This window comes from Bradyrhizobium sp. USDA 4516 (genome assembly GCF_054055915.1).
Map to the genome: position 1 here is coordinate 1,125,963 of NZ_JBSRXT010000001.1, position 12,957 is coordinate 1,138,919.

The following is a 12,957-nucleotide window of genomic DNA, read 5'->3' on the forward strand; positions in this document are numbered from 1 at the left end:
GGTGCGACAATCAGGTAGCGGGGGATGGCGCAGACGCCATCCCCATGCAAGACGAGCTAGGCGGCCCCCGCTCCCTGGGTTGCGGTATAGACCGCGTAGAGCGACTGGCTTGCGGCCATGAACAGACGGTTGCGCTTGGGACCACCGAAGGTGATGTTGCCGCAGACCTCGGGCAGCCGGATACGGCCGAGCAGCTTGCCTTCCGGCGACCACACCGTCACGCCGCTGTACCCGACCGCGCGGCCGGCATTGCTCGAGCACCAGACATTGCCGTTGACGTCGCAGCGGATACCGTCCGGTCCGCACTTCACGCCGTCGATCGTGAAATCGCTGAACCGCTTGCCGTTGGAAAGCTTGTTGTCGGCGCCGACATCGAACACGAAAACGTCACCCTTGCCGCCGGGTCCGCTATCGCCCGGTCCCTTGCCGGTCGAGACCACGTAGAGCTTCTTGTAGTCCGGCGAGAAGCAGAGGCCGTTCGGGTCCGGCACCTGGTCCTCGCTCACTACGAGATCGACGCGGCCGGACGGGTCGATGCGGTAGCAATTGGTCGGCAGCTCGCGCTTGGCCGGCACGAAGCCCGCCGGCTGGCCGATCCGGGGATTGAGCTTGCCGGCCGGATTGCTCGGGCCGCCCGCGGCATCAGGCTCGCCCTCATAGAGCTGGCCGCCATAGGGCGGATCGGTGAACCAGTAGCTGCCGTCCGGATGCGCGACGACGTCGTTCGGCGAGTTCAGCCGCTTGCCCTGATAGTTGTCGGCGAGCATGGTCGCGGTGCCGTCATTCTCGTAGCGCGTCACGCGGCGGGTGAGATGCTCGCAGGACAGCTGGCGGCCCTGGAAGTCGAACGAATTGCCGTTCGAGTAGTTCGACGGCATGCGGAAGACGCTGACATGGCCGTCATCTTCCGACCAGCGCATCTGCCGGTTGTTCGGGATGTCGCTCCACAGCAGATAGCGGCCCTGCGAGCTCCAGGCCGGGCCTTCCGCCCACAACAGGCCGGTATAGAGGCGCTTGATCGAGGTGTTGGGCTGGGCAAGGTCGTTGAAGGACGGATCGACCGCGATGATGTCGGGGTCCCAGAAATAGGTGGTCGGCGCACCGCGCGGACTGAAGTCGCGCGGCGGGCTGGTGATCGTCGTCGGCGGCCCGACCGGCGCGGGCGCGTTCTGGGCCAGCGCGCTGCCGATGCTGGCTACGGCAGCGGCGGAAACCGCCAGTCCCTGAACCAGCGTGCGCCGTGAAACATTCGGATCGCGTTGTTCTTCGTTCGGATCGCTCCGCTCGTGGCGTGTCATCGCATCCTCCCACTCTGTTGGCCGGCCGTTGATCCGGCCTGGCGAGTGGAGGTTAGACTGCTCTCGGAGAGGTTGCGAGTGACGGTTTTTCATCCCCGCGCGCGAAAATTTCACATTGTTGTGGTGCGGGCCGTCGTTGCGGAGCGCACGAATCCGCAGCGGAGCAACGTCCCGTACCTCGCCCCGCTTGCGGGGAGAGGTCGAAATTCAAGCGCAGCTTGAATTTCGGGTGAGGGGGTACAGGTCTCACGACCATCACAGCTGGTGGAAGCAGCCCCTCACCCTACCCTCTAAGAGCGAGCTTCGCTCGTCTCGCCCCCGTGAAGAACGGCGAGAGGGAGGATAGAGCAGCACTCAATCCGGCCGGATCATCTCGAACATGTTTTCCGGCTTGATCTCGAAGTAGTCGCCGCGGCGGCCGGCGCGGACGATCGGGTGCGCGAGGCCGGTCTGGTAGACGCCGTCCTTGATGAAGGCCTTGTCGATGTGGACGGCGACGACCTCGCCGAGCGTCAGCCAGGCCTCGGCCTTCTTGCCGTCGGCGCCCTGGAGCTGGACGATCTGGCTCACCTTGCATTCGAACGACACCGGGCTTTCGGCGACCCGCGGCACGTTGACGAGCTTGCCGGCGACCTGCGTGAGGCCCGCGAGCCTGAACTCGTCGACATCGCGCGCGACATGCGCCGCCGTCGCGTTCATGTGTCTGGCGAGATCCATCGTCGCCAGATTCCAGACGAACTCGCCGGTGTCCTGGATGTTGGCGACGCTATCCTTCCAGTTGGTGGAGGAGAAGCCGATGATCGGCGGCACATAGCAGAACGCGTTGAAGAAGCTGTAGGGCGCGAGGTTGACGTTGCCGCCCTTGTCGCGCGAGGAGATCCAGCCGATCGGCCGCGGCGCGACGATGGCGTTGAACGGGTCGTGCTTCAGGCCGTGGCCGTTCTTCGGCTCGTAGAAATGCAGGTCTTTGGCGGTCACGATTGCGTCCTCGTCATTCCGGGATGGTCCGTAAGGACCAGACCCGGAATCTCGAGATTCCACAATGCGCGATTGCGCATTGGGGTTCGATGCTTACGCATCGCCCCGGAATGACAAGGAAGTCAACTGACGAAAATGTCAGCCCTGGCGCTCAATTGGCGCGGCCGCGCGGCGATAGGCCGGCGATCACGAAATCGATCATCTGGTCGATGGTCGGGCCCGGCTTGGTGGCACATTGGGCGATCATCTGTGGGTGGAAGAACCGCATCATCGCCGTGCAGGCGCAGAGCGAGGCGAGCTGCAGGTCCGTGATCTCGAACTCCCCCGACGCGGCTCCTTGCGCGATCACCTCGCCGATAATGGAGGCGATACACTCCATATGGGCGACGCAGACGTCCCAGTCCTCCTGCATCGCGATCTCGACCATCTCGTGCATCTTGGAATCGCCGACATAGCGCTCGGTGTTCATGCGATTGATGGTCGTCATCATCTGGCGCAAGCGTGGCGCCGCCGGCCCTTCCGAGCGCGCGATGCGCCGGGCCTCGATCTCGACCTCGCCCATCAGGCCGCGGGCCACGCCCTCGTGGATCGACTTCTTCGAATCGAAGAAGCGGTACACGTTGGCGGGGCTCATCCGCATCTCTTTGGCGATGTCGGCGACCGTCGTCTTCTGATACCCGATCTGCCGGAACAAGCGCTCCGCCACCACGAGAATCCGCTCGCGGGTGTCGGTTTCGCTATGCTCCGAGATCAGTGTCATGTTGGGCCTGCTCAATCTTCAATTATTCGGCCGCTTCAGCAAGCGAAAATGCGCGTTGCGCATCGCCGGCATGCTGCGGCGCAGTATCGGTTTGCTCGGAGCCGCTTTCCTCGAGGGTCTTGCGGAACCAGAGGGCGTAAAGGCCCGGCAGATACAGCAAGGTCAGGAAAGTCGCAACAAACAAACCGCCCATGATGGTGATCGCCATCGGGCCCCAGAACGCCGAGCGCGACAGCGGGATCATAGCGAGGATGGCGGCCAGGGCCGTCAGCACCACCGGCCGGGCGCGCCGGACGGTGGCTTCGACGATCGCCTCGCGCCGGGTCAGGCCGGACGCCACGTCGCTCTCGATCTGGTCGACCAGGATCACGGCGTTGCGCATGATCATGCCGGCGAGCGCGATCAGGCCGAGCAGCGCCACGAAGCCGAACGGCTGGTTGGCGACGTTGAGCCCCAGCGAGGCGCCGACGATGCCGAGCGGCGCGGTCAGGAACACCAGGAACAGGCGCGAGAAGCTCTGCAGCTGGATCATCAGCAGCGTCAGCATCACCATCACCATCACGGGGAAGAGGATGAAGATCGACGCATTGCCCTTGGCGGATTCCTCGAACGCCCCGCCCGGCTCGATCCGGTAGGCTGGCTCGAGATGGGCCTGGATGTCCTTCAGCTTCGGCGAGATCTGGTTGGTGACGTCGGGCGCCTGCACGCCGTCGACGACGTCGGAGCGCACGGTGATCGCCATGTCGCGGTTGCGCCGCCACAGGATCGGCTCCTCATGCGCATATTCGATCTTGGCAATCTGCTGCAGCGGGACGGCGACGCCGTTGCGCGTGGTGATGGTGAGATCGCCGACGCGGCCGAGATCGAGCCGCTCGGACGGCACCGCGCGGGCGACCACGCCGACCTTCTCGATGCCGTCGCGGATCGTGGTGACCGGCGCGCCCGAGATCAGCATCGCCAGCGCCTGCGAGACGTCCTGCGGGGTCAGGCCGAGCGCACGCGCCCGATCCTGGTCGACGGCGAGCTTCAGATAGGGCGACTGCTCGTTCCAGTCGAGCTGGACGTCCTTGACGTTCTTGTTCTGGCGCATGACGTCGCGCACCTGGTAGGCGATGTCGCGCACCTTGTTGGCATCGGGGCCGATCACGCGGAACTGGACCGGGAAGCCGACCGGCGGACCAAAATTGAAGCGATCGACCCGGACCCGCGCCTCGTTCAAAGCGCCATCGGCGGCGGCCTGCTCGATCTTGGCCTTGACGCGCTCGCGCGCCTCGACGTTCTTGGCGAGGATCACGATCTCGGCAAAGGCCTCGTTCGGCAGCTGCGGATTGAGGCCGAGCCAGAAGCGCGGCGAGCCCTGGCCGACATAGGCGGTGTAGGTCTGGATGTCGTCATCGCCCTTCAGCAGCCCTTCGGCCTGCTTCACCGCCTTCTCGGTGACGTTGAAGGCGGTGCCCTCGGGCAGACGCAGCTGCAGGAACAGCTCGGGCCGCTCCGACAGCGGGAAGAACTGCTGCTGGACGTGGCCGAACGCAACGATGGAGGCAACGAAGACGCCGACGGTCGCCGCCACCACCTTGATGCGGTGATCGACGCACCACTGCACGACGCTGCGCAGGCCGCGATACATCCGCGTCTCGTAGATCGCGTGCGGATCGTGGTTCTGGTGCACCTTGATGTTGGGCAACAGCTTGACGCCGATATAGGGCGTGAAGATCACCGCGACGAACCAGGAGGCGACCAGCGAGATCGCCACGATCCAGAAGATGCCGCCGGCATATTCGCCGACCGCAGAATTGGCAAAGCCGATGGGGAGGAAGCCAGCGGCCGTGACCAGCGTCCCCGTGAGCATCGGAAACGCGGTGGATTCCCAGGCAAAGGACGCCGCCTTCATGCGGTCCCAGCCCTGCTCCATCTTCACCACCATCATCTCGACCGCGATAATGGCGTCGTCGACCAGAAGGCCGAGCGCAATGATCAGCGCGCCGAGCGTGATGCGGTGCAGGTCGAGCGACATTGCGTTCATCACGATGAAGACGATGCCGAGCACCAGCGGCACCGACAGCGCGACCACGATGCCGGTGCGCCAGCCGAGCGCGACAAAGGAGACGAACAGCACGATCGCGAGCGCCTCGACGAAGGAGTGCACGAACTCACCGACGGCGTGCTCGACCACCTTGGGCTGGTCGGCGATCTGCTCGATATCGACGCCCTGCGGCACCGCCTTCAGGAACTCGGCGGTCGCCTTCTGGACCTCTTTGCCGAGCTCGAGGATGTTGGCGCCCTTGGCGGTGACGACGCCGATGCCGAGCGCCGGCTTGCCTTCCTGACGCACCTTGAAGCTTGGCGGATCGACATAGCCGTGGCTGACGGTCGCGATATCACCGAGCCGGAACACGCGGCCGTTGCTCTCGACCGGCGTCTCGGCAACCGCCTTGACGCCGTCAAGCGCGCCGGTGACGCGCAGCGGCACGCGCTGCGACGAGCTCTCGACGGTACCGGCCGGGGTGACGTTATTCTGCTTGGCGAGCGAGTCGAACAGCGCCTGCGGCGTGATGCCGAGCGTCGCCAGCTTGGCATGCGAGAACTCGACGAAAATACGCTCGTCCTGGGTGCCGTAGAGATCGATCTTGGTGACGCCCGGCACCTTCAGCAGGCGCTGGCGAAAACCCTCCGCGACCTTCTTGAGCTGCGCATAATTGGCGCCGTCGCCGGTCATCATATAGAGGATCGAATCGACGTCGGAGAATTCGTCGTTGACGACGGGACCGAGGATGCCGGAGGGCAGCTCGCCCTGCACATCGACCAGCTTCTTGCGCAACAGATAGAAGAGATAGGGCACGTCCTTCGGCGAGGTCGAATCCTTGAAGGAGACCTGCATCGCCGTGAAGCCCGGCTTGGAATAGGTCTGCACCTTGTCGAAGAACGGCAGCTCCTGCAGTTTCTTCTCGATCGGATCGGCGACCTGCATCTGCATTTCCTGCGAGGTCGCGCCCGGCCACATCACCGAGACGTTCACCACCTTGACGGTGAAGAACGGATCCTCGGCGCGGCCGAGCTTCTCATAGGAGAAGAAGCCGGCGGCGGCGAGGATGATCATCAGGAACAGCACCAGCGTCGGATGGCTGACCGCCCAGGCCGAAAGGTTGAAGCGCTTCATCGAACTCTCCAAGTTCTAGACCAGTCCCAGAACCGTTTCCGCTGCTATGCGAGGGTTAGAACGACAGCGACGACACGACCCGCACCTTCTGGCTCGGATCGAGTTTCTGCACACCGAGGGCGACCACCTTGGCGCCATCGTCGACGCCGCCGGAGATGACGACGTTGTTGCTCTCATAGGCCTTCACCTTGACCGGCTTCAGCGCGATGTCGCCCTTGTCGTCGACGATGTAGAGCGAGGGATCGCCGCCCTGGCTGTACAGCGCCGACAGCGGCAACTTGGCGACGCGCTCACTCGCCTTGTCGGCCAGCGTCAGCGTCGCGGTCATGCCGAGCGAGACCGCCTCGTCCGCGTCCGGCAGCGAGAATTTTGCGAGATAGGTGCGGGTGGCGGGATCGGCCTGCGGCGCGACCTCGCGCAGCCTGGCGGCATAGCTCTTCTTGGCGTCCGACCACAGCGTCACCGTGGCTACGCCCGACCTGGCACGAGCAAGAAGCGTCTCGGGGATCGCGACGACAGCTTCCTTCTCGCCAAGTCGGGCGACACGGATCGAAGCCTGGCCCGCGGCAACCACCTGGCCGGGCTCGATCATGGTCGCTGTGACGACACCCCGGGTGTCGGCCACCAGCGTTGCATAAGAGAGGGAATTCCTGGTCAGCTCGACCGAGCGCTCGGCACGGTTCAGCCGCGCGCGGGCCTCGTCGCCGGCGGCCTTGGCGGAATCGAGTGCCGCGTCGGTGGTCCAGCCCTTGGCCTTCAGATCCTTGGCGCGCTGCTCGGCGGCGGCGGCCTGCGCCAGCACGCCGGTGGCGGCGCGGAATTCCGCCTCCGCCTGCTCGGCCTGCAGCTTCAGGTCGACCTCGTCGAGGGTGGCCAAGGGCTGGTCGACGTCGACTGTCTGTCCGACCTCGACCAGCCGCTTGGCCACCTTGCCGGCGACCCGAAAGCCCATATCGGCTTCGATACGGGGCTTGATGGTGCCGACAAAGCTGCGCTCAGGGGTTTCAGCTTCATAATGGACGGTCGCCACCAGAACGGGGCGCCCCGGATCGGCGTTTTCAGCCGCCTTTTCATTGCAGCCGGTCAGCGCGAACACCGCGAAAGCCAGCGACGCTCCGGTTAAGAGCCTGTAATAGCTCAAGAAAACGGAACGAACGAACATCTGAAATCTCCATCGGGCTGACGACTGATGAAGAGTATCGATTTATCACTGATAAATGTCAATATTCGTCATTGATAACCAATTCGTGAGCGGGGTCGGATTTGGCGGGTGCAGAGATCGGAAAATGCGTAGCCCGGATGAAGCGGAGCGAAATCCGGGACATCACCGGTGGCGGCTCCCCGGATTGCGCTGCGCTCCATCCGGGCTACGGGAACACGTGATTTGAGGGCGAGCTACCTCGCGCCGGCGAACTCGGTCTTGGTCTCATGGCTGCCGAGGAAAACCAGCAGGCCCGCGGCGAGCGGCAACAGCGACAGCACCAACAGGCCGGTCGACGTGCTGCCGGTGGCTTCCTTGACCCAGCCGATCAGATAGGGCCCGCCGAAACCGGCGAGGTTGCCGATCGAGTTGATCAGCGCGATCGCGCCGGCCGCGGCGGTGCCGGAGAGCCAGGCGATCGGCAGCGTCCAGAACACCGCGAAGGTGCAGAACACGCCGATCGCGGCGACCGTCAGCACCACCATCGTCATGACCGGATCGGTGATGTAGCTGGAGACCGCGAGCGCCAGCGCGGTCAGCAGCAGCGGCGCGCCGACATGGAACACGCGCTCGCGGGTGGCATCGGAACGGCGCGCCCACAGGATCATCGCGACGGTGCCGAATGCGTACGGGATCGCGGTGACGAAGCCGGTCTGCGCGTTGGTCAGACCGAACGCCTTGACGATCTGCGGCAGCCAGAACTGCATGCCGTAGAGCGAGGCGACGAAACCGAAATAGATCGCGCTGAGCGCCAGCACCTTGGGCGAGGACAGCGCCTCGCCCAAGGTGAAATGCTTCGCCGCCTGCTTGGCCGCGACCTCGGCGTCGAGCTTTGCCTTGAGCCACGCCTTCTGCTCGGCCGAGAGCCACTCGGCCTTCTCCGGCCGGTCGGTCAGATAGAACCAGGTGACGATGCCGAGCAGCACCGATGGAATGCCCTCGATGACGAACAGCCACTGCCAGCCCTTCAAGCCCATCACGCCGTCGAGGCCGAGCAACAGGCCGGAGATCGGCGCGCCGATCACGGTCGAAATCGGCACCGCGAGCGCGAAGGCGGCGAGGAAGCGCGCACGATACTCGGCCGGATACCAGTAGGTCAGATAGAGGATGATGCCGGGGAAGAAGCCGGCCTCGGCGACGCCGAGGAAGAAGCGCAGCGCGTAGAAGCTGTGCTCGTCATAGACCGCCGCCATCAACGCCGAGAGGATGCCCCAACTCACCATGATGCGGGCGATCCACTTGCTGGCGCCGAACCGCTCCAGCGCCAGATTGCTCGGCACCTCGAAGATGAAATAGCCGATGAAGAAGATGCCGGCGCCGAACGAGAACACCACCGGCGAGAACTTCAACTCGCTGTTCATGGTGAGCGCAGCGAAACCGAGATTGACGCGGTCGAGATAGGAGAAGAAGTAGGCCAGGATCAGGAACGGGATCAGCCGCCAGGAGATCGCGCGGATCGTCGACGTCTCGATCTCGCTGCGGGCGCCGCGATCGGGCGCGATGGTAGCTGTCTGGCTCATGAGCTTTCCCCGGGTGTTGCTTGCCGTGAGGATTATTGGCTGGCCCCACATTGAGCAATAGCAAAAACTCATAGCTCACAGCGCAAACGGGAAACCTGTGCGTTTTGTGCACGGCGTCATTGCGAGCGAAGCGAAGCAATCACTTATCCGCTTGTGGCGCGATGGATTGCTTCGCGGAGCCTGTCATCGGGCGCGCGTTCGCGCGACCCGTTGGCTCGCAATGACGGAGCCACCCCTATTCAGCCAGCTGGAAGCGCTCGAAGCGGTCGAGCTCTTCCTCGATGCGCCGCTTCAGCTCCTTGCGTGCCGCCTGCTTCTTGCCGTTGCCGACCCAGCTCCATTTCTGCATCAGGAGCTTCTTGTTCTGCCGGTCGGTCTTGAGGTCGAGGGCGGCGACGATGTCGTCGCCGACCAGCACCGGCAGCGCGAAATAGCCGAACAGGCGCTTCTCCTTCGGCACATAGGCCTCGAAACGGTGGCCATAGCCGAAGAACAGCTCGGTGCGCTTGCGCTGGATGATCAGCGGATCGAACGGCGAGAGGATGTGGACCAGGGTGGGATCACCCTCGCCGGTCGCGTCCAGCACCTCGGGCCGCGCCCAATGCTCCTGCTTGCCGGCGCCATCGAGCGCGATCCGCACCAGCTCATTGCGGCGCACCCTCGCCTCGATCAGGCTGCGCACCGCCTTCTTGCTCGGCGCGTCGAGATGGCAGATCGAATCCAGGCTGACGATGCCCTGTGAGCGCAGCGCGCGGTCGAGCAGATAGGCCGTCCGGGCCGAGGCCGGGGCCGGCTTCGGCGGCTTGTCCCAGCCGAAGTGCCGGGTCATCAACTCATAGGTCTTCAGCATGCCGGCGCGCTCGCTGATCGTGACCACGCCGCCGTAGAAGGCGAGCTGCAGCGCGCGCTTGGAGGGCTTGCGGCTCTGCCAGAGATGCTCCTTCTCGGTCAGCACGTCGTCATCGATGTCGCGGATCGTCAGCGGACCGGCACGAAGCAGCCGCAGCACCTTGCGCGTATCCGCCGGGGTCACCGACGAGAACCATTTGTGGCCCTCGCGCTTGTGCGCCTTCATCGCCGGCAGGAAGAAGCCGATGTCCTTGGACGGAATGTAGGACAGCGCGTGCGTCCAGTACTCGAACACGCTCTTGTCCCGGCTCTGCGCCTGCTTGAGGTCGGCGCGGCGGTAGTCCGGAATGCGGCTGAACAGGATGTGGTGATGGCAGCGCTCGATCACGTTGATGGTGTCGATCTGCACATAGCCGAGATGATCGACGGCGGCCGCCACCGCTGATGCCCCTTCGCCGAACGGCACCTGGGTATCGAGCCGCTGCGCGCGCAGCCAGATATGGCGGGCGGCAGCATTGTTCAACGAAAGGGGTTCGGCGGCGCGGGACATTGCCCCAGCAATGTAGTGAGATTCGCGCAGCTGTGGAGAGCCGCGCGGCGGAAATCAGCTCCGCATCATTCGGAACGGCTACGTCGATCCGACGACCCGCCGCAACCACGGAACGTCCCCGATCGCCGCCGCGAGCGCGGCGCTTTCTCCATGGAAGATGCGGGACGAATGACCGCCGACCGGAAACCAGCCACGGCCATCTTCGACGTCCCGCCGATATTCCTCGAAGCCGATGCTGCCGTCCGGGCGAAGGAAGATGTCGACGCAGCGCGAGGCAGCTTCGTCATTGATCGAGCGGAGGACACGATTGACGTTGGCCATGATGTCCTCGCTTCCCGTCTGCCTGCCTGGCGCAAGCGGGGCGGCACACCCAACCGTGACCCAGATCACATTCCGAGCTTTGAACCGGTCCTATCCTCCCAGCATCAAAACGACAGCAAGCCGGATTGGCTAGCCCGACATTTGAGGACGAAAACCATGACCCGCTCTTTTTCCTTGTCTTTTCTGACAATCGGCGCCGCGCTGTCGATGACGGCGGGCGTCGCACTGGCCGGCAGCGAGGCCGTTCCGGCCGCACAGATTCTCAATGCGCTGAAGCCGAAGTCGGCCACCCGCGGCCTTTCCGCCGGCACGCAGGTCGACCTCGCGGCTTCCGCCAAGGAGGCAAGCTTCCTCAACACCGTCCGCAACCGGCAGACCCGTTCGTTGTCGCGCGTTGAACGCCAGGAGATCGCCGACATCGCGGCGAACAAGCCGAAGATCGATCTGGAGATCCACTTCGACTACAACTCCGCCGACATCAGCAAGGGTTCGACCCAGGCGGTGCAGGAGCTCGGCAAGGCACTGTCCGATGCCAGCATGAAGGGCTCGACCTTCGTCGTCGCCGGCCACACCGACGCGATCGGCGGCGAGGCCTATAACCAGGACCTGTCGGAGCGCCGCGCCGACACCATCAAGAAATTTCTGGTCGAGCATTACGGCCTGAACGGCTCGGATCTCGTGACGGTCGGCTACGGCAAGACCCGGCCGAAGGACCCGAGCGCGCCGATGGACCCGACCAATCGCCGCGTGCAGGTCGTCAACATGGATACCAAGACCGCCTCGCAGTAATCTCCCGCAGCCTCGATCCGCCTGCCATGCCCGGCAGGCGGATCACTTTGCTTTAAAGACCGTCATATCCAGCCCTGAAACAGCATCAGGCGGTTGAACGTCGCCATCGACGTCTCGATGACAGCGGCCGTGACCGGCAGCATCGCAACAAACCCTGCGCATCCAACCGCAACGAACGCCCACAGCAGCCAGCGCGGCGCACCCTTGCGCGTCAAGGCGTAGACCAGCACGAAACTCGCGGTGGTCGCCGCGGGGAGATAGTAATAGATGAAACCGAGCGTGCGCGGCAGCAGGGCCCAGGCGAGATACGGGCCGAGGTAGAACGCCAGCACGAGAAATGCATCACGGCCGCGCCCGACGATCCAGTCGCGCAGCGCAATGATCAGCGCGATCAATGCCGGCCACAGCACCAACGGGTTGCCGAGGAGCACGATCGCGGCGAACCTGTCATCGTCGACCTTCTCGAACAGGTACCAGACCGGGCGCACCAGGAACGGCCAGGACGGCCATGAGCTCATATAGGTGTGGCCCGCGATGGCGGCCGTGGTGTTGTCGGCAAAGATGCGATGCTGCGCCTCCATGATATCCGTGAACGAGAGGCCGTAGAGCGGCACGAAGGTCGCGAGATAGACGGCCGCCGGGATCAGCACGAAGCAGACCATGAAGTGCGGAACGCGAAAATCCGGCCACAGCTCCGGCCGGTACCAATCCTCCGCATTGGCGTCGGCAAAGCGCGTGCGCCAGCCCTGCATCAAGCGGATCGCAGCGACGATCGCGATGCAGGTCGCGAGCACGAACAGCCCGCTCCATTTGCAGGCACTGGCAAGCCCCGCGAACAGCCCCGCCAGCGCAAAGGCGAATTGCGGCTGCTGTTGCCTGAAGCCGTGGACGAACGCCGCGATCGCGAACAGGCCGAAAGCGAGCGCGAAAATATCCAGCATCGCGATCCGCGACTGCACGAACAGCATCTGGTTGAAGAAGGCGAGCAGCGCGGCAGCGATCGCGCGTTGCTGCGACGCGAACAGCGCAAGCCCGCCGAGATAGACGCCGACCAGCGCCAGCGCACCGAACAGCGCCGCGGGATAGCGCCATCCCAGCGGCCCATCGCCGAATGCCTTGATCGAGAGGGCGATGATCTCCTTGGCAAGCGGCGGATGCATCGGATTGAGGATCGGGCCCTCGCGCACCGGCAGCAGCATCTGCCGCGCCGCCGGCACGTAATGCACCTCGTCGAAATAGAGCTTGTCCGGCGCCGTGATCCCGAGCAGCAGCACGACATGGGCGACGATGAAGACGATTGCCGCGACGATCGCCGTGCGCGCGGCGGGACGTCGCGGAACAGAAGGAGATTTGGATACGATGTTCAAAGGGCAAGCATGGTGCGAGGGGAACACAGCTTGTGACAAATATACGATATCAGCCGCATCCGCGATCCGTCGCCACGGTCATGTGACGGAACCATCGTGCCCATACTGTCATGCCCGCTTCATGCGGGGCATCGAGTACGCCGCGGCCTGTCGGCCGAGCACCG

10 protein-coding genes are annotated in these 12,957 nt (G+C 64.4%); 1 reads left to right on the top strand and 9 read right to left on the bottom strand.

All coding sequences use genetic code 11. From position 1 onward, the window contains the following. Positions 1-56: 56 nt before the first annotated feature. The 8 genes from ACVI1L_RS05325 to ACVI1L_RS05360 all read right to left on the bottom strand — a co-directional run bounded on the left by ACVI1L_RS05325 (position 57) and on the right by ACVI1L_RS05360 (position 10,637). Entirely contained in the window at positions 57-1,298 is a 1,242-nt protein-coding gene (locus tag ACVI1L_RS05325) for an SMP-30/gluconolactonase/LRE family protein (protein WP_456782440.1), read from the bottom strand. A 354-nt stretch (positions 1,299-1,652) separates the two neighbouring features. Beyond that, positions 1,653-2,276, bottom strand: a complete 624-nt coding sequence (locus tag ACVI1L_RS05330; RefSeq protein WP_057016949.1) for a flavin reductase family protein — start codon at positions 2,274-2,276, stop codon at positions 1,653-1,655. 151 nt (positions 2,277-2,427) lie between these two features. After that, complete coding sequence (locus tag ACVI1L_RS05335) at positions 2,428-3,036, bottom strand: TetR/AcrR family transcriptional regulator (RefSeq protein ID WP_456782441.1); 609 nt, start codon at positions 3,034-3,036, stop codon at positions 2,428-2,430. Positions 3,037-3,058: 22 nt separating this feature from the next. Beyond that, positions 3,059-6,196, bottom strand: coding sequence for an efflux RND transporter permease subunit (locus tag ACVI1L_RS05340; protein WP_456782442.1), 3,138 nt, complete (start codon positions 6,194-6,196; stop codon positions 3,059-3,061). 55 nt (positions 6,197-6,251) lie between these two features. Continuing rightward, entirely contained in the window at positions 6,252-7,358 is a 1,107-nt protein-coding gene (locus tag ACVI1L_RS05345) for an efflux RND transporter periplasmic adaptor subunit (RefSeq protein WP_057016947.1), read from the bottom strand. Between the two features lie 233 nt (positions 7,359-7,591). Then, entirely contained in the window at positions 7,592-8,917 is a 1,326-nt protein-coding gene (locus ACVI1L_RS05350; RefSeq protein ID WP_456782443.1) for an MFS transporter, read from the bottom strand. 235 nt (positions 8,918-9,152) lie between these two features. Continuing rightward, a complete protein-coding gene (locus ACVI1L_RS05355) occupies positions 9,153-10,316 on the bottom strand; it encodes a winged helix-turn-helix domain-containing protein (RefSeq protein ID WP_456782444.1) in 1,164 nt (387 codons plus the stop codon). 78 nt (positions 10,317-10,394) lie between these two features. Then, positions 10,395-10,637 carry a hypothetical protein gene (locus tag ACVI1L_RS05360; protein WP_057017018.1) on the bottom strand — a complete coding sequence of 81 codons (243 nt, stop codon included), beginning with the start codon at positions 10,635-10,637 and terminating at the stop codon, positions 10,395-10,397. Positions 10,638-10,793: 156 nt separating this feature from the next. On the opposite strand from ACVI1L_RS05360, the gene ACVI1L_RS05365 reads away from it, so the two are divergent. Beyond that, a complete protein-coding gene (locus ACVI1L_RS05365; protein ID WP_057016944.1) occupies positions 10,794-11,426 on the top strand; it encodes an OmpA family protein in 633 nt (210 codons plus the stop codon). Positions 11,427-11,488: 62 nt separating this feature from the next. Here the strand turns inward: ACVI1L_RS05365 and ACVI1L_RS05370 are convergent, their stop codons facing one another. After that, positions 11,489-12,793 carry a phospholipid carrier-dependent glycosyltransferase gene (locus ACVI1L_RS05370; RefSeq protein WP_456782445.1) on the bottom strand — a complete coding sequence of 435 codons (1,305 nt, stop codon included), beginning with the start codon at positions 12,791-12,793 and terminating at the stop codon, positions 11,489-11,491. Positions 12,794-12,957: the final 164 nt, after the last annotated feature.